This is a genomic window from Methylobacterium sp. 22177 (assembly GCF_052045615.1).
Lineage (GTDB): Bacteria > Pseudomonadota > Alphaproteobacteria > Rhizobiales > Beijerinckiaceae > Methylobacterium > Methylobacterium radiotolerans.
Genome location: NZ_JBQEPK010000015.1, coordinates 33517 through 54768, shown reverse-complemented (window position 1 = coordinate 54768; position 21252 = coordinate 33517). Strand labels below are relative to the sequence as shown.

Annotated in this window: 20 protein-coding genes; 9 read left to right on the top strand and 11 right to left on the bottom strand. The window is 71.4% G+C overall.

Annotated features, from left to right (window positions below; translation table 11 throughout):
- Positions 1-55 precede the first annotated feature (55 nt).
- Both ACTJK8_RS15610 and ACTJK8_RS15605 read left to right on the top strand, forming a co-directional pair.
- Positions 56-463, top strand: coding sequence for a response regulator transcription factor (locus tag ACTJK8_RS15610; RefSeq protein WP_024829406.1), 408 nt, complete (start codon positions 56-58; stop codon positions 461-463).
- 72 nt (positions 464-535) lie between these two features.
- A complete protein-coding gene (locus ACTJK8_RS15605; RefSeq protein WP_440762144.1) occupies positions 536-1216 on the top strand; it encodes a helix-turn-helix domain-containing protein in 681 nt (226 codons plus the stop codon).
- A gap of 308 nt (positions 1217-1524) precedes the next feature.
- Here ACTJK8_RS15605 and efeB read toward each other — a convergent pair whose 3' ends face one another.
- The 3 genes from efeB to ACTJK8_RS15590 all read right to left on the bottom strand — a co-directional run bounded on the left by efeB (position 1525) and on the right by ACTJK8_RS15590 (position 4157).
- The gene (efeB, locus tag ACTJK8_RS15600) at positions 1525-2766 is read right to left on the bottom strand and encodes an iron uptake transporter deferrochelatase/peroxidase subunit (RefSeq protein WP_440762143.1); all 1242 of its coding nucleotides are present in this window, start codon (positions 2764-2766) and stop codon (positions 1525-1527) included.
- A 79-nt stretch (positions 2767-2845) separates the two neighbouring features.
- Positions 2846-3733: an iron uptake system protein EfeO gene (gene efeO, locus ACTJK8_RS15595; protein ID WP_182179125.1), complete on the bottom strand. Its 888-nt coding sequence runs from the start codon at positions 3731-3733 to the stop codon at positions 2846-2848.
- Between the two features lie 238 nt (positions 3734-3971).
- The gene (locus ACTJK8_RS15590; RefSeq protein WP_024829403.1) at positions 3972-4157 is read right to left on the bottom strand and encodes a hypothetical protein; all 186 of its coding nucleotides are present in this window, start codon (positions 4155-4157) and stop codon (positions 3972-3974) included.
- A 209-nt stretch (positions 4158-4366) separates the two neighbouring features.
- Here ACTJK8_RS15590 and ACTJK8_RS15585 point away from each other — a divergent pair, with 209 nt between their 5' ends.
- Together ACTJK8_RS15585 and ugpB are read left to right on the top strand one after the other, a co-directional pair.
- Positions 4367-6712 carry a sensor histidine kinase gene (locus tag ACTJK8_RS15585; protein ID WP_012320224.1) on the top strand — a complete coding sequence of 782 codons (2346 nt, stop codon included), beginning with the start codon at positions 4367-4369 and terminating at the stop codon, positions 6710-6712.
- Positions 6709-8070 carry a sn-glycerol-3-phosphate ABC transporter substrate-binding protein UgpB gene (ugpB, locus tag ACTJK8_RS15580; protein ID WP_440762142.1) on the top strand — a complete coding sequence of 454 codons (1362 nt, stop codon included), beginning with the start codon at positions 6709-6711 and terminating at the stop codon, positions 8068-8070. Before ACTJK8_RS15585 ends, ugpB begins: the two co-directional genes overlap by 4 nt.
- 33 nt (positions 8071-8103) lie before the next feature.
- On the opposite strand, the gene ACTJK8_RS15575 is transcribed toward ugpB, so the two are convergent.
- The 5 genes from ACTJK8_RS15575 to ACTJK8_RS15555 form a co-directional block, all read right to left on the bottom strand.
- Positions 8104-9741: an ABC transporter substrate-binding protein gene (locus ACTJK8_RS15575; protein ID WP_440762141.1), complete on the bottom strand. Its 1638-nt coding sequence runs from the start codon at positions 9739-9741 to the stop codon at positions 8104-8106.
- Positions 9738-12077 (bottom strand): ATP-binding protein, encoded by a 2340-nt coding sequence (locus ACTJK8_RS15570; RefSeq protein WP_440762140.1) that lies wholly within the window; start codon positions 12075-12077, stop codon positions 9738-9740. The genes ACTJK8_RS15575 and ACTJK8_RS15570 overlap by 4 nt, the downstream gene beginning before the upstream one ends.
- A gap of 262 nt (positions 12078-12339) precedes the next feature.
- Positions 12340-12573: a hypothetical protein gene (locus ACTJK8_RS15565; RefSeq protein ID WP_440762139.1), complete on the bottom strand. Its 234-nt coding sequence runs from the start codon at positions 12571-12573 to the stop codon at positions 12340-12342.
- 15 nt (positions 12574-12588) lie between these two features.
- On the bottom strand, positions 12589-12846 hold the full coding sequence (locus ACTJK8_RS15560) for a hypothetical protein (protein WP_043074095.1): 258 nt from the start codon (positions 12844-12846) through the stop codon (positions 12589-12591).
- A gap of 140 nt (positions 12847-12986) precedes the next feature.
- Positions 12987-13748, bottom strand: a complete 762-nt coding sequence (locus tag ACTJK8_RS15555; RefSeq protein ID WP_012320229.1) for a response regulator — start codon at positions 13746-13748, stop codon at positions 12987-12989.
- Positions 13749-13882: 134 nt separating this feature from the next.
- On the opposite strand from ACTJK8_RS15555, the gene ACTJK8_RS15550 reads away from it, so the two are divergent.
- The gene (locus tag ACTJK8_RS15550; protein WP_024829397.1) at positions 13883-15637 is read left to right on the top strand and encodes an ATP-binding response regulator; all 1755 of its coding nucleotides are present in this window, start codon (positions 13883-13885) and stop codon (positions 15635-15637) included.
- A 224-nt stretch (positions 15638-15861) separates the two neighbouring features.
- A complete protein-coding gene (locus ACTJK8_RS15545) occupies positions 15862-15993 on the top strand; it encodes a hypothetical protein (RefSeq protein ID WP_012320231.1) in 132 nt (43 codons plus the stop codon).
- 61 nt (positions 15994-16054) lie between these two features.
- On the opposite strand, the gene ACTJK8_RS15540 is transcribed toward ACTJK8_RS15545, so the two are convergent.
- Entirely contained in the window at positions 16055-16564 is a 510-nt protein-coding gene (locus tag ACTJK8_RS15540) for a c-type cytochrome (RefSeq protein ID WP_440762138.1), read from the bottom strand.
- Positions 16565-16724: 160 nt separating this feature from the next.
- Complete coding sequence (locus tag ACTJK8_RS15535) at positions 16725-18116, bottom strand: PLP-dependent aminotransferase family protein (protein WP_440762137.1); 1392 nt, start codon at positions 18114-18116, stop codon at positions 16725-16727.
- 199 nt (positions 18117-18315) lie between these two features.
- Between ACTJK8_RS15535 and ACTJK8_RS15530 the strand changes: the two genes are divergently transcribed.
- Positions 18316-18720, top strand: a complete 405-nt coding sequence (locus tag ACTJK8_RS15530) for a DUF983 domain-containing protein (RefSeq protein ID WP_024829394.1) — start codon at positions 18316-18318, stop codon at positions 18718-18720.
- Between the two features lie 73 nt (positions 18721-18793).
- Positions 18794-19294, top strand: a complete 501-nt coding sequence (locus ACTJK8_RS15525) for a LysR substrate-binding domain-containing protein (RefSeq protein WP_083460949.1) — start codon at positions 18794-18796, stop codon at positions 19292-19294.
- 258 nt (positions 19295-19552) lie between these two features.
- Here ACTJK8_RS15525 and ACTJK8_RS15520 read toward each other — a convergent pair whose 3' ends face one another.
- A complete protein-coding gene (locus ACTJK8_RS15520) occupies positions 19553-19978 on the bottom strand; it encodes a MucR family transcriptional regulator (RefSeq protein WP_012320236.1) in 426 nt (141 codons plus the stop codon).
- Positions 19979-20531: 553 nt separating this feature from the next.
- Between ACTJK8_RS15520 and ACTJK8_RS15515 the strand changes: the two genes are divergently transcribed.
- On the top strand, positions 20532-21252 hold a 721-nt coding region (locus ACTJK8_RS15515; protein ID WP_440762136.1), incomplete at its 3' end, for an MCP four helix bundle domain-containing protein.

Below are 21252 nucleotides of genomic sequence, written 5' to 3'. Positions count from 1 at the left end.
AGGCGCCCGGCCCGAGGCGGGCCTACGCCGGCCCAACGAAGGATCGGGCACCGCAATGCCGAAGCTCACGGGGCCGGTCCTCGTCGTCGACGACGACGAGGCCGTCCGCGACTCCCTGAAATTCGTCTTGGAGCTGGAAGGATTGCAGGTCCGCCTGTACGCGGGCGCCGCGCAGCTTCTGCGCGACGTCGCCTTGCCGACGGACGGTTGTCTCCTGGTCGATTACCGGATGCCCGACATGGACGGGCTCGAACTCGTGGCCCGGCTGCGCGCGCGCAACGTCGCTCTGCCGGCGATTTTGATCACCGGCCGCCTGTCGGGCGACCTGGGCCGCCTCGCGGCGGATGCCGGCTTCAGACGCGTGGTCGAGAAGCCTTTCGAGGACGGCTCGCTCCTGGAGGGGATCCATGAGGCCCTGGCCCTCCACCCCGACGACCGGATCGGCCTCCGTAAAACCCCTTAAGAGAAGCCCCCGAATGTCGCCGCGCCGGGGAAGGGCGTAGCCAAGAGCCACGTTCCGCTCCCGGAGGCTCCCATGCAGACCGCCCTCGCCGCCGCCGGCCTCGCCCCCGTCTTCGGACGCGGCGCGCCGGCAGCCCTCCCCGCGTCGCTCGCGTCCGACGCGCGGACCGTGACGCGCAGGACCCTCGCGGCCAACGAGGAGATCTACACCGAGGGCGACCGGGCGATGTCCTTCTACAAGATCGTCGTCGGGGTGGTGCGCACCTACAAGCTGCTGTCGGACGGTCGGCGGCAGATCGGCGCCTTCTACCTGCCGGGCGACATCTTCGGTCTGGAATGCGGTGAGGAACACCGGTTCGGCGCCGACGCCGTCACCGAGACGCGGCTCGTCGTCCATCGCCGCGAGCCGCGGGCGTTGACGGGCGACGACGGCAACCTCGCCCGCGAGGTCGTGGCCGCGATGATGCGCGACCTGGAGCGGGCGCAGGAGCACATGATGCTGCTCGGCCGCCAATCCGCTCGGGAACGGATCGCGAGCTTCCTGCTCGCCCTTTCGGAGCGGACGGCGGACGCTGGCGGGGCGGTCTGCCTGCCCATGTCGCGCAACGACATGGCCGACCATCTGGGCCTGACGATCGAGAGCGTCTCCCGCGCCGTCACCCAGCTCGAGCGGGCGGGGCTGATCGAGCTGCCTCCGAACCGCCGGACCGTCATCCTGCGCAACGCCGCCGCCCTGCGGCACCTCGCCGACTGACGGGCGCGCGGTCCGATCGGATTGGGACGGTTCGGGAGGCAGGCCATCCCGGTCGATGCCACAGGCCCTCACGGGACCGCGCGCCCGTCGCGGCAGAGGTGCGCGATCCCCTCGCACGCCCCGGTATCGACCAGCATGTCGGCTCCCCGCGACGGCGGGGCGCATCGCCCGGCTCGTCCCGCCGTCCCGTCCGTCCGGTCAGGATGGATGGAGCCGGCCGTCGCGCAATGATCCGACGCAACGGATCGGACCCGACATCCGGCGGCCGCTCCGTCGCATCCGGAAACCGGTACCTGGTACGGCGATGTCTAGACCGCGGCCAGCAGGCCTTCCCCGAGAATGGCTTCGGGCCCCGGAACGCCGGGAAGAGCGAAGAAGTAGCCGCCGCCGGTCGGGCGGATGTACTCTTCGAGGCCCTCGCCGGACAGACGGTTCTGCACCGTGATGAAGCCGGCCGAGAGATCAGCTTGGTAGCAGACGAACAGCAGGCCCATGTCGAGCTGGCCGGCGGCGGTCAGCCCGCGGGAATAGTTGTAGCTGCGGCGCAGGATCAGGCTGCCCTCGGTGCCCGGCAGGCGCGGATTGGCCAGACGGATGTGGGCGGCGAGCGAGATGGCCTCGCCGTCCGGGTCGGCGGCGTAGTCGGGAGCGTCGCGCTCGTGTCCCTGCCTGAGCGGCGCGCCGCTGCCCTTGTGCCGGCCGATGATGGCCTCCTGCTCGCCGAGCGGCGTGCGGTCCCAGCGCTCGACGAGGGTGCGGATGATCCGCACCACCTGGTAGCTTCCGCCCGCCGTCCAGGCCGGCTCGTCCTGTCCCGCCCCGACCCAGACGTAGCGGTCCATCAGCCGGGGATCCCGCACGTCGAGGTTGGCGGTGCCGTCCTTGAAGCCGAGCATGTTCCGCACGGTGTCGGCCCCCATGGTCTTCACCACGTGGGGCGGGAGGAAACCCTCGATCTTCCAGCGCGGCGTGAGGAGGCCGGGCGTCGCCTTGATGACGTCGCGCAGGGCGTGGATGTTGGTCTCGGCGGTGTTCGAGCAGAACTGGATCAACAGGTCGCCGTGGCACTGGGCCGGGTCGAGGGCGTCGTTGGGGAAGCGTTCCATGGGTCCGAGATGGCGCGGGCGGGCGCGGGCCAGGCCGAACCGGTAGTCGAACAGGCTCGCGCCGACCGAGACCGTGGCGGTGAGATTGTCCGGCAGGACCGTCGGCCCGAGGATGCCGGAATCGCGCGGCGGCAGTTGGAGGTGGAGATCGGGCACGGCGCCGCCCCGCGTCAGGAAGGCGAGGCGCTCGGTGAGCGTCCGGAACAGGTGGGGCAGCTCGCCGCGCCGCTCGGCCAGCACGTCGAAGGCGACGTAGAGGGCGGCGGCCGGCTGCGGGGTGACGATCCCGGCCTGATGAGGCCCGTAGAAGGGCTGGGCGACGAGCGTGCCCTCGGTGGCGGTGGTCGGCGTCGCGTCCTCGGCCCGGGCGGGCCCGAGGAGCGCGGCGGCGCCGAAGCCGCCGAGGAACCGGCGGCGGGTGGTGACCGGTGAAGGGAACCGCATTGTCGCTCGGCAAAATCTGGTCGTGCTACCGCACTGTAGCCTATAAGGAAGGCCACAGGGTGACACCTCGGCAATGATATCAGTCTAGACCGAGCCGGCCACGCAGCGTCGACAGATCTTCAGCCAGAAGGGTGATGGGACCCTTCAGGGCGTTGCGATCCCGGGCCGTCAGTTTGTCGTAGCTCTGGAAACCGCCGTCCGGGCTGCGGTAGCGGGCGAGCAGGTCCTCGACCCGCTTGTAGCTGCGCTCGACCCGGGCCACGAAGTCGCGGTCCGCCAGGAGCGGGCGCAGGAGCGTGAACACGACCTTCGAGCCCTCGATGTTGGCCTGGAAGTCCCACAGGTCGGTGCGGCTGTAGCGCTCCTCCTCGCCGCTGATCTTGGTGGCGGCGATACCCTCGATCAGGGCCGAGGCCGCCCCGACCGCCTTGGCGGGCGGGATAGCGAGCGCCGCGATGCGGTCGCGCAGGGTCACGGTCTCGGCGGCGAGCCGCTCCGCGATCTCGCCCAGCCCCTCCGTCGTGCTCAGGGTGAACAAGACCATCTCCAGGCGATGGAACCCGACGAAGGCGGGATCGCGCTCGCGCAGCTCGAACTCGTCGCTGCGCACGTCGAGCCGCTTGATCAGTTCGGGAAACAGCGCCGCCACCGGCTCGATGCGCTCGTAGGGCGCGCGCGCCGGGGCGTAGAGCCGGCGCGCCTCCGCGAGTTGCCCGGCCTGGATCGCCGCGACGAAGCGCGCGGTCTCGCGCACGAAGGCGTCGGCCTGGGCCACGACGTAGGTCCTGTAGGCCGCGAGGGCCGCGGCCAGCTCCGGCGCCACCGGCCGGGACGGCCGCGCGGGCCGCGGGCCGTCCGGCAGGTCGAGGGACCAGCCCGGGCGGGTATCGCCGGCGCCGATCAGCATCGCCAGAGCGAGGGCCGCGGTGCGGGATCGGTCCCGGGCGAGGCGTGGAGACTCGGGCATGGGCGGCGGATCGTGACACGGGGCGCGGCCCGAGCCGGCCGCGGGGTCCGGCTAATCGAGGCCTCACCGTCGGGCAACTTCCGACCGCAGCGGCGGTTCGGGGCCGGTGCTGATCGACCGGCTTCCCGGGCGGCTCGCAGATCACGATCGCGGCGCTATCAGACGAGGAGCGGGATCAGGATGGCGAGCAGAACATTCCCGCCCACGAGCAGGACCAGAGGCAGCGTCTCCATGCCGGTCAGCCCAGGCAGGCCAGGGCGCGGATCCCGGCCGTCGCGGGCTTCGCCGGGCAGGCAGGCGCGGGGGCGGTGGCGACCCGGGTGCCGGCCGGCTGCCCGCTGACGGCCCGCGAGAGCGCGGGCAGGTAGGTCGTACCGACCATGATCCCGGCCGAGAGCAGGAGGCGGGCGATGACGTCGAGCATGGTGTTTCCCCTCGTTCGGTCTTCGAGGACCGTTGTGCGAGGCGGTATCTACGGAAGCCGTGCTGCGGGAATATTGCGTCCCGTGTTGCTTCAGCGCTCTCGGGAAGTCATCGCGCCGATGGCAGAATAACGGAATGTGTCGTCGCGGAATCGGCGACCGATCGGGAGGCCGCACGGGTGACGGGGCGCGGGACACGGTGCGAGGCGCGATGACCCGCGGGTTCGGGCGGTCCGGGATCGCGCGCCGCGTCCTCGTGGTCGGCGCGATCCCGATCCTCGTCGCGGCCGCCATCGCGCTGGGCGCCTGGATCCTGCTCTACGAGGCCGAGCGCGCCCGGACCGGCGCCGTGGTGGCGACGGAGACGGCGCAGACGCTCACGTCGATGAACCGGGCGCGGGCGGACGCCGTCAGCGGCGGCACCGCGCGGCGGGACGAGGCCGAGCGCCGCTTCGACGAGCGGGCCGCCACCGCGGCCGGGCAGCTCGAACGTCTCGAGGGTCTCGCGCGCACGCGCGGCCAGTCCGCGCTCGTGGCGACCGTCACGGGCGATCTGAACTCGCAGGTGACGCGGATGCGCTCGCTCCTGCTCTCCGAGCGCACGGCGACCGCCACGATCGCCGACATGGCCCGGCGGGCGGACGCCCTGGTCGCGCTGACCGACGTCGCGCGCCGGCGCCAGCAGCAGGACAATGCCCAGTTGATCGCCGTCCTGGCCGTCAAGGATGCCGAGCTGGAGCGGAATCAGGGCGTCGTCACCGCCCTCCGGGAGCTGCGCGAGGCGATCAGCACCGCGGAGCTGAACCGGGCGCGCATCGGCCGCCCGGTCTTCCCGATCGAGTTCGACGAACTCGCCGCCGACCTGCGCCAGCTCGACGCCGTGGGCGACCGGCTACGCCGCGTCCTGCGGGTCGACGGCGAGGCGGGGGCGGCGGACCGGGCGACGGAGCTCCTGAAGGCGTATCGCGACCGGAGCCGGACCGAGGACGACCTCAACCGGGTCCTGTCCGAGGGCTTCGAATTGACCCGCGCCACCCAGGCCGGCCGCGTCCTGGTCGAGTGGTGCGACCAGCTCGTCCAAGTGAGCGTCGCCCGCCAGAACCGGCTGTACGAGGAGGTCGCGCTCCTGATCCGTCACTCGGTCCTCTCGAACGAGGCCGAACTCTCCGCCCAGGACATCGCCCTCACGGCCCTGCGCCTCGCCCGGCGGACCGATGCGGCGCTCGCGCGCCGGGACACCGCGGAGGCGTCGCGGGTGCTGGAGGCGGGCGCGGAGCTGTCGGGCACGTCCCGGACGCTGCTCATCCCGGTGAGCATCCGGGACGAGATGGCGGAGGCGATCGACGGCTGGCGCGCGCAGCTCGCCGCGACGATCGAGAAGATCGGCGAGCAGAACGACACCATCGCCGACATGGACAGCCGCGCCGCCACGATGAGCGCCAACGCGCAGACCCTGAGCCGGGCCTTCATCGACGATGCCGACCAGTTCGGCAGCGTGATCCGGCAGCTCCTGGTCGTCGGGGCAGTGGGCGCCCTGTGCCTCGGGATCGGCGCCGCCGCCGCGGTGGCGCGCTCGATCACCCGGCCGCTGCACGCCCTGCAGCACAGCATCGTCACGGCCGCCGCCGCGCCCGCCCCAGAGGATATCGGCCGCGACGGCCACCTGCTCACGCGGCGCGACGAACTCGGCGACATCGCCAGGGCGACGAACGCGTTCCTGGAGCAGATCCGCCGTCGCGAGGCGGACCGGCGCAACGCCTCGCAGCGGGCCGACGACGCGCTCACCACTCTGCGGCAGGCCCAGGAGGACCTGATCCGCGCGGAGCGGCTCGCGTCGCTCGGCCAGCTCGTGGCGGGCGTCTCGCACGAGATCAGCACCCCGCTCGGCATCGCCCTGACCACGGCGACGCAGGTCCAGTCCGACTCGGCCGCGTTCGAGCGGCTGGTGGGCGAGAACCAGCTCTCCCGCTCGCGGCTGACCCAGTATGCCGGGCGGATGCGGGAGGGCGCTCAGCTCCTGACCAGCAACCTGATGCGCGCGGCCGACCTCCTCTACAGTTTCAAGCAGGTGGCGGCCGATCAGGCCATCGAGGACCGCCGCGCGCTGAACCTCGCGGACTGGATCGACGAGTTGCTGAAGAGCCTGCGCGCCCTGGCGCGACCGGGCCGGCACGTCTTCGTGGTCGAATGCCCGCCCGATCTCGTCGTCGACACGCTGCCGGGCATCCTGGCGCAGGTCGTGTCGAACGCTGTCAAGAACGCGATCGAGCACGGCTTTCAGGAGCGGGAGGGTGGCCGCATCACCATCACGGGGATCCGGTCCGGGGACGGCATCGGCCTCTCGATCGCCGATGACGGGCGCGGCATCGACGGCGCCGACCTCGGCCGCGTGTTCGACCCGTTCTTCACCACGGCGCGCGCCCGCGGCGGGACGGGCCTCGGCCTGCACATCGTCCACAACCTCGTGGTCAACCGCCTCCAGGGGCGGGTCGAGCTGCAGAGCAGCGCGGGCGCCGGCACGGTGCTGCGGCTGTGGCTTCCGGAGCGGCTGGCATGAGCGGAGCGCGGCAACCGGCGCGGCGCGGGGACGGCCGCCTGAGGCCGCTGATAGCCGGCGCGCTCGCCGGCCTGCTCCTCGCGCTGCGCCCGCTGCCCGCCGAAGCCCTCACCGAACTCCAGTTCTGGCACGCCCTCGACGGGCCGAACGGCGAGCTGGTGACCCGCATCGCCGAGACGTTCAACGCCTCGCAGCCCGATTACCGGGTCGTGCCGGTCTACAAGGGCTCCTACGCCGAGACGATCAGCAGCGGCATCACGGCCTACCGTACCGGCGCGGCGCCGCACCTGCTGCAGGTTTTCGAGGTCGGGAACGGCACCATGGCGGCCGCGATCGGCGCCGTCAGGCCCGTCGCCACCGTGATGCGGGAGGCGGGGCTCTCGGTGGCGCCGGAGGATTTCCTGCCGGTCGTCGCCACCAACTACCTGGATGCCGAGGGCGGGATGCTGTCCCTGCCCTTCAACGTCTCGTCGACGGTCATGTGGATCAACCGCGACCGGTTCCGTCTGGCGGGCCTCGACGCCAAGAAACCCCCGGCCACCTGGCCGGAGGTCTTCGAGGCCGCGCGGCGACTCAAAGCCGCGGACGGCAAGCGGTGCGCCCTGTCGTCGGCTTGGCCGACCTGGGTGCATATCGAGCAGCTGTCCGTCTGGCACGACCGGCCGCTCGCGACCCGCTCCAACGGCCTGGACGGCTACGACGCCGAGCTCGTCTTCAACGGCCCGCTCCAGGTCCGCCACTTGCAGAACCTCGTCGACCTGAAGCGCGCGGGCGTGTTCGAGTACAACGACCGCGTCAATCGCGGCGAGAGTCGGTTCGTCTCGGGCGACTGCGCGATCTTCCTCACCTCGTCGAGCCTGTACGGCAAGGTCTCCACCGCGGCCCGGTTCGACTGGACGGTCGTGCCGATGCCCTTCTATCCCGACGTCGTCGCGGAGCCGCAGAACGCGATCCTCGGCGGCGGCTCGCTCTACGCGATGCAGGGCAAGACGCCGGACGAGTACCGCGGCGTCGCCCGGTTCCTGGCGTTCCTGATGGAGGGACGGCAGCAGGCCGCGCTGTACCGGAACACCGGCTACATCCCCACGACGCGCGCCGCCTACGCCGACGCGGTGGCGGAGGGCTTCTTCGAGCGGCACCCGCAGCTCCACGTCGCCGTGCAGGAGCTGACCCGGCGCCCGCCGACGCGCAACACCGCCGGCCTGCGCCTGGGCAACATGCTGCAGATCCGCGACCTCTGGGCCGAGGAGCTGGAGGCGGCGCTCAACGGTGCGAAGTCGCCGCAGCAGGCCCTCGACGACGCCGTGGCGCGGGGCAACCAAGTGCTGCGGGTCTTCCAGCAGCGGACCAAGAAGTGAGCGTGGCGGATAGGTCGGCCCGCGCCGCCGTCGTCACCGGGCGGCGCGGAACCGCACCGTCTCGAAGAGGTGGCGGCCGAGGGGATCCATCGTCAGGCCGCGCACGTCGTTGCGGAGCGCCAGATGCACCTTGGTGTGGGCCAGGGGCACCCAGGGCATCGCGTGCCGGACGATGGCCTGGGCCTGACGGTACAGCGCCTGTCGCGCCGCCCGGTCGCCGGTGCGGCGGGCGGCCTCGACCAGCCGGTCGTAGGCCGGGTCGCACCAGCGGGCGAGGTTGGCGCCGCCGGCCAGGGCGGCCTTGCAGCCGAGCAGGACGCTCAGGAAGTTGTCCGGGTCGCCGTTGTCGCTCGTCCAGCCGTAGAGCATCAGCGCGGGCTCTCCGCCGTACAGGGCGGCGCGGTACGCGTTCCAGGAACGCGTGACCGGTCGCGCGCGGATGCCGACCTGCGCGAGGTCGGCCTGGATCATGTCGGCGACGCGCCGGCCGTTCGGATTGTAGGGCCGGCTGACCGGCGGATACCACAGCTCGACGTCGAAGCCCTCGGCGAGCCCGGCCTCGGCCAGCAGGCGCAGCGCCTCGCCGCGGTCGAAGGGGGTGTCCGGCAGGTCGGCGTCGTAGGCCCAGATCCCCGGCGGCAGCGGCCCCTGAGCCAGGATCCCGGCATCGCCGTAGACCCCCGCCACGATCGCCCGCCGGTCGATGGCGAGGTTGACCGCGCGCCGCACCCGGACGTCTCCGAAGGGTGAGCGGGTCGTGTTGAGGGCGAGGTAGGCGACGTTCAGCTCGGCGAGCGCGAGCAGCGTCAGGCCCGGCTCCGCCCGGATCGCGTCGAGATCGCCGGTCGCCGGAAACGCCATCGCGTGGCACTCGCCGGCCCGCAGCTTGGTCAGCCGGACCGCCGCGTTCGGCGTGATCGCGAAGACGAGGCCGTCGGGACGCTCGCCCGGTTCGCCGTCGTCCGCGGCGCGGCGCCAGTATTCCGGGAAGGCGCGGTAGCGCAGGACCTGATCCGGCCGATACCCCTCGAACACGAACGGGCCGGTCCCGATCGGCGCCCGCGCGATGTCGTCCGACGCGTTGCCGGCCGCGAGGGTCGCCGCGTACTCGGCCGAGAGGATCGCGCCGAAGGCCTGGGCGATGTTGGCGAGGAAGGTGGTGTCGGCCTCGCGCAGCCGGAACCGGACGTGGCGCGGATCCGGGGCGTCGACGGCCTCGATCAGGTCGGCGAGGCCGAGGTCGTGGAAGTAGGGGAAGCCCGGCGCGGCGCCGTCGGGTCCGGAGCGCCGCTGCCGGGCGAAGGAGAACACCACGTCGTCGGCGTTCAGGGGCCGCGTGGGGGTGAAGCGCGCGTTGGCGTGGAAGCGGACGCCGTCCCGCAGGGCGAAGACGTAGGTCCGGCCGTCCTCCGAGATCGTCCAGGATTCGGCGAGGGCCGGGCGGATCGTCGTCGTGCCGGGCGCGAACTCCACCAGCGTGTTGTAGACCTGCCACGCGGCGTTCATCGTGGTGGTGGTCGTGGCGCGGGCGGGATCGAAGGATTCGGGGCTGCCCTCCGAGCAGAACACGAAGGTGCGCGCCGCCGCCGGGCCGGGGTCGAAAAGCGGGCCGGAAGCCAGGCCGGCCGCCAGGGCGAGGAGCCCGGCCCGGCATGCCGCGGCCGGCCTCACGGCGTGCCGATCGCGCTGGTCCGCGGCCGCGCGGCCGCTCCCGCGCCCTCTGCGGGAAAATCGACCTGCACGACGGTCCCCTGACCGCGCTCGCTGCTGACCGCGATGCGGCCGCCGAGCTTGGCGGTCACGAGATTGTGGACGATGTGCATGCCGAGTCCCGTGCTGCCGGCGCTCCGGGCCGTCGTGAAGAACGGGTCGAAGATGCGCTCGAGGTGCTCCGGCGGGATGCCCTGACCGGTATCGCGAACCTCCATCCGCACGAGGCCCCCCTCCCGTTCCGACACGTCCACGGTGATCCGTCCCGGCTCGCCCGCCCGGAACCCGTGCACGACCGCGTTGGCGACGAGGTTGGTCACGATCTGCGCCAGCACCCCGGGATTGGTGACGATGACGAGGTCCGCCGGGCAGGCGCGCTCCACGACGTGGCCGCCCTTGCGCAGCATCGGCCGCAGGCTCGTCAGCAGGTCGTCGAGCCAGGTCGCCAGCGCGACGCTGCGGCTCTCGTCGCTGACCCGGTCGACCGCGACCTGCTTGAAGCCCTGGACGAGGTCGGCGGCCCGGGTGAGGTTGGCGCAGAGCAGGGTGGCGCCCTCCTCGACCCGGTCGACGAAGTGAGTCAGCCGGGAGCGCGATAGCGTGCCGGCGGACAGTCCCGTCCGGAAGGTCCGCGCCTCGTCGCTCATGAGCGTCCCGGTGGTCAGCGCGATGCCGAGCGGCGTGTTGATCTCGTGGGCGACTCCGGCCACGAGCTGCCCGAGGGAGGCGAGCTTCTCGGCCCGGACGAGGTCGTCCTGAGTCCGGCGCAGCTCGACCAGGGCGACGTCCGCCTGATCCTTCGCCCGGCGCAGCGCGCCTTCCCGGCGGGTGATCTCGGACACGAAGACCGCGGTGGCGCGGGCGATGTCGCCGAGCTCGTCCCGGCGTGCCGTGCCCCGCACGGCCGCCCCCGCCGGGTTCCCGGTCAGCATGACCATATCGCCCTGGAGCGCGCGCAGCGGCACCAGGATCGAGCGGGCGACGAAGATCACCACCAGGGCGCCGAACAGCAGGAGGCCGGCCGCGCCGGCGAGCAGGATCCGCTGGATGAAGATGCCGAACCGGTCGGCATCCTCCACGAAGGCGTCGTTGAGCGCCTTGGCGCTGTCGATCATCGTCGCGGCGAGCCCGTCCATCGCGACGATCATGGCGTTCTGCTGCCGCAGGCCCCCAATGGTGGTGGTGAGGCGCGCGCGCCAGCCGTCGAGGGCCTGGACCATCTCGGCCTGGATCAGCGGCGAGATCGGCAGCGAGGCGGCGCTCCGGGCGAGGCGCTCGCCCTCGTCGCGCATCCGCTCGGCGAGGGCGGCATCCCGGTGCAGGAGGGCGCCGGCGGTGCGCGGCCCCAGCTTGAGGGTGCCGATCGCGACGTTCTGGGTGGCCTGCTCGATCTCGTTGGCCTCCACGGAATAGGCGAGCAGCTGCGCCACCTCGTCGTGCAGGCTCTCCTGGCCGGAGGTCTCGATCTTCAGAACGCGCTCGATCCAGCCGTCGAGCTTCGCGCGGAGATCCGGTTTCTGCGCCGCCGCCTCGGCGGCGAGCGCGTCGAGGGACTCGGCGTCGGCATCCCGGCCGTCGGCCCGCAGAGCGATCGCGAGATCGCGGCTGGCGGCGCGGAAAAGACTCTGCGCGCGCGGGCCCTCGCTCTCCGCGCCCGCCGCTCCCGCGGGGGCGTCGCTCCGGGCCACAACCTGCGCTCCCGCCTGGGCGGCGGTCCGGGCGGCGACCACGGCGCCCTCCGCGCTCCGGGCTCTCAGGGCGTTGAGGCGGGCGACGAGTCCCCGGGCGACCCGCAGCGCCTCGACCTTCTCGGCCATCGAGCGCGCGAGGTCCGCGTTCGAGGCCTGCTGCCGCAGGCGTGCCCGGTCGGTGAGGTCGATCAGGGTGTCGGCCCGCTGCGTCATCTCGCGGATCAGGCCGTCATTCTCCCGCGTCCGCCGGACGAAGGCGTCCATCTCGCCCCGATAGCGGGCCAGGGCCCGCTCCACAGAGGCGATCCGCGCGCGCTGTTCGTCGATGCGGGCGAAGCCGGCGAGCCGGCCGAGACCGGCCTCGGCCCGCGCCGTCAGGCCGGCGAAGCGCTCGGCATAGGCGGACCGGTCCCGCGCGTCCGCGGCGGCGTACTGATCGCGGACCAAGCGGGCGGTGGCGATGTCGTGGTAGACGTCGGCCACCAGGACCGCACCGCGCCGGGCGCGCTCCTCCTGCGCCAGGAGCAGCCAGCCGGCCATGGCGATCGCGCCGGCGGCGAGGATCGGCACGCCTCCGACCAGGGCGATCTTGGGTCCAACCCGCATCCGCGTCCCGACATAGGGGTCCGGCAGCAACTTAAGGCCGGGCCGGAGTGCGGTGCAATCGGGCGGCGCTCCGACGGGTCCTGGCGCCCGGGCGACCAAGTCTTCCGGTCGCCGCTCGCAGCCTTCGGTCGATGCCGCCCGCTCCGCCGTCACGAGCGCAGCGGAGTGATCCAGGGCTGCGCGCGCCCGGTCGGTCTGGCGCCGCCGGATCGCTTCGCTGTGCTCGCAAAGGCCGCCTCGCAGCCACCCACCACGCGCGGTCTCAGCGCGGTCGGGATCCGACCCGTCGCGGGGCGGGGCCGGCCAGCACCGGATCCTGCGCGTCACGCGCGCCATCGCGCGGCGTGGGTGCGCCGTGCGGCGTGGGCACGCCGAACCGCTCCGCGCAGGTCGGCAGTCGCCGTGGCCGGGGATCGCCGCCGCGCAGCATGCGGCGCAGCCGGAGAAGCAGGTCGGGATCTTCGTCGAAGCCGGGATCATCGATGAAGTGCGGCATGGCCGGGTCCGCCCCTCACCGCGGGCCGGGCGCGGCATCGACCGCAATGAGGCGGACGCGCCGGGCGGCCGGGCCGGCACCCGCGCAGGCGCCCGGTGGGTAGGGCCAGGTCGCTCCAGCACAGGGAACGCCGTCACGGGCCGCCGCAGCGGCCCGGCCGCCGCCGCGGGCCTCCACGGTCACGGTGCCGGGCACCGGGGTCCAGCCGACGAAGGCCAGGATGCAGAGCGTGCCGACCGCCGCGGCCGACGAGGTTCCGATCACGTGTCGCATGGCCCGTCCTCCGGGCACCCGCGGCCCTCGGTCCTGCCACGCTGATAGGGAAGCTCCGTACCGCCGATATTGCTTCCAGCCCAAGCCGGAGCACGAATTGTTGCGTTGTCACGTCACGACGCAACATTTAGCCGGGAACATCAGTCCCCCTCGGGGCGGAATATGTATCCGAGACCCCGCACGGTCCGGATGTAGCGCGGATTGCCGGGATCCGGCTCGACCTTCTTGCGGATGCGGTTGATCCGCACGTCGATGGCGCGGTCGAACGCGTCCGGGTCGCGGGCGTCGGCGAGGTCGAGCAGGCGCTCGCGCGAGAGCGCGCGCCGCGGGTTGTCGGCGAAGGCCTTCAGCAGATCGAATTCCGAGCGGGTGAGCGCCTGCTCCAGACCGGCATCGTCGCTCAGGCGCAGCGCGTCGAGTTCCAGCCACTTGGTGCCGAACCGGATCCGGCGTCCGCCCACGGGAGCCGGGGCCGGCGCGGCGCCCGGCATCTGCACGCGGCGCAGGACCGATCGCACGCGGGCGACCAGCTCCCGCAACTCGCACGGTTTGGGCAGGTAATCGTCGGCCCCGAGCTCCAGCCCGACCACGCGGTCGATCGCGCTCGCCGTGGCGGTGAGCATGATGATCGGGATCGCCGTGCGGGCCTTGAGGTCGCGCACGATGGAGAGCCCGTCCTCCTCGGGCATGTTCAGGTCGAGCACGATCAGGTCGGGACTGTGGTGGGCGAGGTGCTCGCGCAGGGCGCGCCCGCCGTCGCACAGGACCACCGCGAACCCGTGGAGCTTGAGGTAATCCCCGACCATCTCGCGGGTCGCCGCCTCGTCGTCGACCACGGCGATCGACGGGATCGCCGCGACGCCGCGGGCGGTGCCGGGGGCGGGGCTGTCTGGAATGGTCATCGCAGCGGTGCGCACTTTCCGGGTTCGCTCTGGAACGAATGCAGGAATCGTATCGGCTCACGTTACCGTGACAAGTTTTCAACACGATTTCTAGCGTAGTCGTCCGGTTGCGAGCAGCATTTCGGGTCATAGCCATGGACGATGATACCCTCACGTTGATCCCCGACGATCCCGATGAGGCGCAACCGACCGCGGGAGCCTGGGTGATCGCCGTGATCGACGACGATCCGGCGGTCCATGACGGCACGCGTTACGCGCTGGCGAGCTACACCCTCGACGGGCGGGGCCTGGAGATCCTCACCGCCCGGTCGGCCGCGGAGGCGCGGGTGCTGCTCGCCGAGCGCCGCGACGTGGCGGTGGTGCTGCTCGACGTGGTGATGGAGACCGACAATGCCGGGCTGGAGCTGGTGGACTACATCCGGCGCGAACTCCGGCAGGAGACCGTGCGCATCATCCTGCGGACCGGCCAGCCCGGCCAGGCACCGGAGCGGCGGATCATCGTCGATTACGACATCAACGACTACAAGGCGAAGACCGAACTGACCGCCGACAAGCTGTTCACCAGCCTCACCGCGGCCCTGCGCGCCCACCAGCAGCTGAAGCGCCTCGACGAGACCCGGCGCGGGCTCGAGATCATCATCGACGCGGCGCCGATGCTCCTCGACCACAAATCGATGCAGCGCCTGGCCGAGGGTGTCCTCACCCAGGTCGCCTCGCTCCTGAACGTCGCCTGCGCGGGGATCCTGGTCCTGCGCGAGACCGCCGCCCCGCAGGAGCGCTTCTGCGTCCTGGCCGGGTCCGGCTGCTACGGCCACTATGCCGGGCGCGAGCCGGCCTGGCCGCTGGAGGAGCGGGTGCAACCCCTCGTTGAGCGGGCCTTCGCCGAGCGCCGCCACAGCTTCGGCGAGCACTGGTCGACCCTGTACCTGCACACCGCGAGCGGCAGCGAGATCGTCGCGCTGATCGAGGCCGACCGCCAGCTCTCCGAGACGGACCGGTCGCTCATCGCCCTGTTCACGAGCCGGCTGTCGATCGCGTTCGACAACGTCATCCTCTACGAGCGGCTGCAGCAAACCAACGCCGACCTGGAGCGGCGGGTCGTCGAGCGGACCGCGGAGCTGATCCGGGCGAACCGCCGGCTGGACCTGCAGCGCTCGGACCTGCGGCGCGCCAACAGCCTCAAGACCGAGATCCTCGGCACGATCGCGCACGATCTGAAGAATCCGCTGGCGGTGATCCTCGGCCGCGCCGAGATGCTGTCCGACCTGATCGACATGCAAGGGGACCGGGAGCAGATGCGGGCGCAGGTGCAGCACGTGCGCACCAGCGCGAAGGGGCTGACGACCATGATCGACAGCCTCATGGCGGACGCGATGAACGACGCCCTCGACATCAGCCTGCGCCGGGAACCGGTGGACCTCGCGGGCCTCGCCCGGGAGGTCTGCGAGGCCGACCGGCCGCTGGCCGACGCCAAGGGCCAGACCCTGGTCTGCGAGGGCCCGGACGAGCTGTTCCTCTGCGGCGACGCCGAGCGCCTCCGCGAGGCGCTCGACAACCTCGTCTCCAACGCCATCAAGTACAGCCCGACCGGCGGCGCGATCACGGTGCGGGTCAGCCGCGAGCCGGGCCCGCGGGGCGCGGAGCTGGTCTGCGCCGTCGCCGACCACGGGCCCGGCCTGTCGCCGGAGGATTCGTCCCGCGTGTTCGGCCGGTTCCAGCGCCTGTCGGCCAAGCCCACCGGCGGCGAGAACTCGACCGGTCTCGGGCTCTCGATCGTCCGTCGGATCGCCGAGCTGCACGGCGGCCGCGCCACGGCCGAGAGCGCCGGGCCGGGCTTAGGCGCGGTCTTCGCGATCCGCTTCCCGGAAGAATCCGTCGGCCTGTTCTGAGGGGAGGCTCCCGGAGCTCTCCCGGACCGACGTCGGCTTGCCGCCGTCGCGAAGGACGGCCGCAGACTGCCGGTTCCGGCGATCCCGCGCGAGCCGGGATCGTCAAGTCAGCCCATGCCGCCGCACGGGACGAAATACTTCGCGCAATCCTGCGGCAAAGGAGCTTGACCATAACACCGCCTCACGGCGGCCGATCTCGGGCCGCGACGAGGAGGAGACGGCAGATGGTCACGCGCATGATGACGAACACCGCGTCTGGATCCGACCGCATCGTCGCTTGGTCGATGATCGCGGGTCTCGCACTGGCTGTGATCCAGTACGCGCAGGACGTGGCCCTGCCGGCGCATTTCGTCTGACCGGCAGCACTGCCCCGCTTCCGACCTGTGCGGGCGGACGAGCGACGCCGACAGGACCGGCTCAGGGCCGCGCCGGCCGCGGCTCTGCGTCACCGTCCCCGGGCGAATGCGACCGAAGGTAGGCGATGATATCCGCCCGATCGAGGGCATCGGGGAGGCCGCGGAAGCTCATGCTGGTGCCGGGCGCGAGCTTCGCCGGGGCGGAGAGCCAGAGGTCCATAAGCTCCGGGGTCCAGACGCCGCCCAGCGACCGCAGCGCCCCGGTATAGCCGTAGCGCCTGCTGTTGCTGGCAACGGGCTTGCCGAGCACGTCGTAGAGTCCGGGACCGTTCCGATCGCCCGCGCCGGGGCTGATCGTGTGACAGGCGGCGCACTGACCGAACAGCCGCCCGCCGCGCTCCGCGTCGGCCACCCGCATGACGTCGTCGAACGTCGACGTCTCGCCCAGGGCACGGCGGCGTTCCCGCCCATCGTCCGAGCAGGCGGACGCGAGCAGGGCCAGCGCGAGCGCCACGGCGCGCGCGGGACGGCGCAGGATCCGCGATCGCGTCTGCCCAAGACAGCACAGCATCGCGTTCCCTTCGCGGTGAGCGGATTCGGATCGGCACGCGCCGGGCGTCCCACGGGGAGCGCGCCTCCCCCAGCAGGAGTCGGCCGACGATCGAGGGACAGCGCTCGTCCGGGCGGCGCGGACTGCCCGAACGCGCGAGGCACGGGCCGCCTCGGCCGGCTCAGACAACGGTCGAGATCGCGCCGGGCGGATGCGCCAGCAACGTCGCGAGCAGGCTGAGGCCGTATCGGAGCGTCTCGGCGTCCGGCGCCGCGCCCAGGGAGACGCGGATGGCTTCCGGAGCAGGCCCGACCGCGAAGGCGTCGCTCGGGATGACCGACACGCCGAGCTGCCGCGCGTGGGCGCCGAACTCGCCGCGACGCCAGAAAGCGGGAAGCCGGAGCCACAGATGGTGCCCGCTTGGATGCCCCCGGACGTCGAGACCCTGGAGCGTCTCGCGCGCGACGGCCTGCCTGAGCGCGTTCTCCTGCCGGATCGCCGCGACGACGGCGTCGAGCTCGCCCTCGGCGATCCAGTGTGAGGCGAGCGCGGCCGTGAGAGGCGAGGCCATCAAGTTGATGGCGCGCAGTTCGGCCGCCAGCCGCACCGCCTCGTTCGTTCCCGGGACCGCGACGTAGGCGACGCGCAGGCCGGGACTCGCGCATTTGGACAGCGTCGCGATGTGCCACGTGATGTCGCTCGCCTGGGACGCGATGGGAGCCGGAGCGTCCAGGGGCAGTGCGCCGTACGCGTCGTCCTCGATGATGGCGACGCCGTGCGTTCTGGCAATCTCGGCAATCTGCCGCCGCCGGACCGCCGGCAGGGTCGCGGTGGTCGGGTTGTCGAGCGTCGGAACGAGGTACAGAGCCCGCGGACGCTCGGTTTCGCAGCGTTCGCGGAAGGCGTCCGGCTCGAGCCCTTCCGCGTCGCCGGCCACCGGCACGAGGCGGACTCCGCGGCGCTCCGCGGCCGTGCGCAGCCCGGGATAGGTGAGCGCCGGGACGCAGAGGACGTCGCCCGGCTTCAGGATGGCGGCGAGCACGGCGGCGAGCACGACCTGGGCACCGCCCGCCACGAGGACGCGCTGCACCGGAAGTGTCCCGAGCCGTTGACCGAGCCAGTGGGCCGCCGCCGCCCGGTCGGCCAGGTTCCCGGCACTGTCCTGGTACTGCATTCGGGCGAGGAAGCCGGACGATCCGGCGAGCCGCGACAGACCTGCCTCCAGGCGCTCCGCCAGTCGCGCCGCCGCGGGCTGGGGCGGCATGTTCACGCTGAAGTCGATGCTGCCGGACGGATCAGGCCGTGGCACCTCCGCGGCCGGCGACCGGGGCCCCCGGACGAAACTGCCTCGGCCAGCCGTCGCGTCGATCAATCCCACTCGGCGCGCCTCGTTGAAGGCACGCGTTACCGTCGTGAGATCGACGTTCAGCTGCTTCGCCAGCGCGCGCTGCGGCGGCAGGCGCGCTCCCGGCGCGAGCCGGCCGGCACGGATGTCCGCGGTCAGCGCCCGGACGATGGCGAGGTACTTGGGCCCGGTCTCGCCGGCGATTGTCGGGCTCCAGGATTCCAACATTGACCCCTGTTCTCGCGCTGGCGTATTCATACATTCAGAGTACGACCGGCGTGCACGGCCGTGCGTCCGTTCCGCGCTCGGCGGACGATTCGCCGGAACGCTCGGTTTCCGCCGCCATTGTATGGTTTAATATGCCATACAATCGACAGGCACAAGCCCGTCCGTACAGGGAACGGCCCGCTGTTCAGGAACGTGGATGATGCAGAGGACTACCGATCAATCGCTCATGTCGGTCGGGCTGCGCTGCCGCTGCCCGCGCTGCGGGGAAGGCCGTCTGTTCGACGGCTTCATCACCCTGCGGCCGCGCTGCGAGGCGTGCGGCCTCGACTACAGCTTTGCCGACCCGGCGGACGGGCCCGCCTTCTTCATCATGATGACGATGGCGTTCCCCGTCACCGCCTTCGGGATCTGGCTGGAACTGGCCTACGATCCGCCGCTCTGGGTCCACGCGGCAGTGACGCTCCCGCTGCTCATCCTGGCCTGCGTGCCGATCATCCGGCCGCTGAAGGGACTCTTCATCGCCAGCCAGTACATCAACAAGGCCGCGGAGGGACGTCTCGCAGTGCCGAAGGCGCCCGTCGCCGGCCCGGCACCGCGGGACTGACCGCGTCGCCGCCCGCTCCGGCCGATCCTGGCCGAGGCGTGGCCCCCGCAGCTCGCCGGGATCCGAGTTCTCGATCGCGCCCTCCGTCTCGGGCGGCTCCCGACTCCGCCCAGCGCAACATCCGCCTCTTCGAAGACTGGCAGCGCCCCGCCTGCCGCCCGGCCTGTCGCGACGCCGTCACCGGCCGGACGGTACCGTCGATCTCCGGCGCGCGACGACGATCCACGTCGCGTCCGCGACCGAGGATTGCCCGGCTTGGCGCCAGGCGGCAGGGACGGCGGAACTGCCGTCGGCCGACACCCTGCACGTCGACACCTTCGCGATGGCGCTCCAGGCCGCGGCCGCGGGCCTGGGCGTTGCCCTCGGCCGGGGCGCGCCCATGGAGCGGGACCTGCGCGACGGCACCCTCGTCCGCGTCGGCCCAGCCGTCGCGGCGGCGACGTCCCGCTGGCTCATCAGCGCCGAGGGCGTTGACGATCGGCACAAAGCCGACCGGTTCCGGACCCGGGTGCTGACGGAGGCGAGCCGGTTCGCGGCCGAGCAGAAGGTGCGATACCCGCTCGGACGCGCCTGACAGCCCGAAGGGAGGGGGTCAGCGCGTCTCGCCCGAGAGCGCCGCTCAGGGCTCGAGGATATCTTCTCGTTTGTCGTCGCGACCGCCGGCCGCGACCGCCTCCGCGAAGGAGACCGCGATCGCGACGCTCGGGCGTGCGCGCGCAGCGCGGCGGGGCCGGCCTCCGGTGGCGCCGGTGGCAGTCGCGGCCGGCTCGGCGACGCCCGCCGCGATGTCGGACGCATCCCGGCGGACCGATCCTCGCGCGGTCGCGCAGGCCTATCCGGACTTATGGCGCAGCTGCAGCAATCGCGCGATCTCCGAGCGCTTGGCGGCGTAACCCGGAGCGACCATCGGATAGTCGCGCGGCAACCCGTACTTGGCGCGGTAATCCTGCGGTGTCAGGCCGTGCGCCGTCAGATGACGCTTGAGCGTCTTGTAGGACCTGCCATCGATGAAGCTGATCAGGCCCTCGGCCTGGATGGACGTGCGGATCTCCCGCGCGGTCGCGGCTTCGGGCGTCGCGACCGCGGGCGCCGGCCCCACGCTGATCTGGCAAAGCATCTCGTACGTACTAACCAAAATCTCACAGAGCTGGGTGTGCGAGACCGAATTTCGGGAGACGTAGGCACAAACGATCTTTATTGAATTTTTCAAAGCCGCGTCAAAAACATTTCTCCCGCCAGTACCAACCTCAGGTAGCATACCTGCCAATCCCCCTCAAGACACGCAGCGTAAGAGTTGTATATCAATTTTCGCATGTCAATCCGTTGCCTTGATTGAGCTTGAAAAAAGAACCCTGTGATCGATATTCTACTTATGGAAACATCGATAGAGAAATAGCTCAACCAGAAAGGGGCGTTATGCATATCGCGCACCCTTCACACCTCGTCCGTATATCGTCCGCCTATCGTCCCACCGGACACTGAGCGCGTCCCCGCGCCGCGGACAAATGCGGACGCGCCGCGGGGATGCAGACCTTCGGCTCCGAGCGTGCCGGGCGCGTCACGGTCCGAGGTCGGAAGGGGCTCCTCGGACGGCCCTGATGACGGGACCCGCGCCGCAGATCCTCTCCAATCCCGGCGGCGGACAACGTCCACGTCCCTGTGTCGGCCACGGACCAGAACTGATCTCTCAAGTTGCATCACGCGGATATTGACAATCTACGCGACGACGATAAGTCGGTCAAAACCTGTCTTCACTATTTTTTAAGTATGATAACTGACACCTAGCACATCAGACACTGACGGGGGCCGTGATGTTGCGCAATACTAAAGTCCTGGTGAAATCGTTCCTGCCACTTCTGCTGATGGCGGCGCTCTCCGCTGGTTTGATCTTCTACGCGAACGCTAACCTGAACGATCTGTCGCGTCAGACCCGGGACATCGTCGATCTGCAGGTCGTTCGCTTGGAGAAGATCCTCGCCGTCCGGATCAACGTCAACGAGGCCGCCGTCAACGCGCGCAATCTCATTCTCGAGACCCGCGAGCAGGAGATGGGCAGCTACCGGGCCCGCTACGATGCCGCGGCGAAGGGGGCGTTCGACGCGACGAAGGCGCTGATCGCGCTCGCCGACACCCCTGAGCGGAAGAACACCAATCAGGCTCTCCAGGGTATCCTGGAGGAGTTCTTCGCCGCCATGGACAGGTCCAACAGCCTCGGCCTCAAGAACGACAATGAAGCCGCTGCAAAGATCCTGCTGACCGAAGGTTCCGTCGCCCGCGCCAAGGTGCGAGACTTCGTCCAGGGCCGGGTGGACCGGCTGACATCGGAGCTGCGGCAGGCGCGCGACGGCGCCGAACAGGCCGTGAGCACCGCCAAGATGGTCCTGACCTCGGCCACCGTCGCGGGGCTGATCGGCGCGATGGCGCTCTCGGCGCTGATCGTGATCTTCGGGATCACCCGCCCGCTCGGCAGCCTCGTCGGCGTGCTGCAGCGGATGGCCCGGGGCGAGGTCGACGCGGAGATCCGCGAGGCCG

Coding starts and splice junctions, on each gene's coding strand:
- ACTJK8_RS15610 (WP_024829406.1), top strand. CDS start 56: ATGCCGAAGCTCACGGGGCCGGTCCTCGTCGTCGACGACGACGAGGCC.
- ACTJK8_RS15605 (WP_440762144.1), top strand. CDS start 536: ATGCAGACCGCCCTCGCCGCCGCCGGCCTCGCCCCCGTCTTCGGACGC.
- efeB (WP_440762143.1), bottom strand. CDS start 2,766: ATGCGGTTCCCTTCACCGGTCACCACCCGCCGCCGGTTCCTCGGCGGC.
- efeO (WP_182179125.1), bottom strand. CDS start 3,733: ATGCCCGAGTCTCCACGCCTCGCCCGGGACCGATCCCGCACCGCGGCC.
- ACTJK8_RS15590 (WP_024829403.1), bottom strand. CDS start 4,157: ATGCTCGACGTCATCGCCCGCCTCCTGCTCTCGGCCGGGATCATGGTC.
- ACTJK8_RS15585 (WP_012320224.1), top strand. CDS start 4,367: ATGACCCGCGGGTTCGGGCGGTCCGGGATCGCGCGCCGCGTCCTCGTG.
- ugpB (WP_440762142.1), top strand. CDS start 6,709: ATGAGCGGAGCGCGGCAACCGGCGCGGCGCGGGGACGGCCGCCTGAGG.
- ACTJK8_RS15570 (WP_440762140.1), bottom strand. CDS start 12,077: ATGCGGGTTGGACCCAAGATCGCCCTGGTCGGAGGCGTGCCGATCCTC.
- ACTJK8_RS15565 (WP_440762139.1), bottom strand. CDS start 12,573: ATGCCGCACTTCATCGATGATCCCGGCTTCGACGAAGATCCCGACCTG.
- ACTJK8_RS15560 (WP_043074095.1), bottom strand. CDS start 12,846: ATGCGACACGTGATCGGAACCTCGTCGGCCGCGGCGGTCGGCACGCTC.
- ACTJK8_RS15555 (WP_012320229.1), bottom strand. CDS start 13,748: ATGACCATTCCAGACAGCCCCGCCCCCGGCACCGCCCGCGGCGTCGCG.
- ACTJK8_RS15550 (WP_024829397.1), top strand. CDS start 13,883: ATGGACGATGATACCCTCACGTTGATCCCCGACGATCCCGATGAGGCG.
- ACTJK8_RS15545 (WP_012320231.1), top strand. CDS start 15,862: ATGGTCACGCGCATGATGACGAACACCGCGTCTGGATCCGACCGCATC.
- ACTJK8_RS15540 (WP_440762138.1), bottom strand. CDS start 16,564: ATGCTGTGCTGTCTTGGGCAGACGCGATCGCGGATCCTGCGCCGTCCC.
- ACTJK8_RS15535 (WP_440762137.1), bottom strand. CDS start 18,116: ATGTTGGAATCCTGGAGCCCGACAATCGCCGGCGAGACCGGGCCCAAG.
- ACTJK8_RS15530 (WP_024829394.1), top strand. CDS start 18,316: ATGCAGAGGACTACCGATCAATCGCTCATGTCGGTCGGGCTGCGCTGC.
- ACTJK8_RS15520 (WP_012320236.1), bottom strand. CDS start 19,978: ATGCTACCTGAGGTTGGTACTGGCGGGAGAAATGTTTTTGACGCGGCT.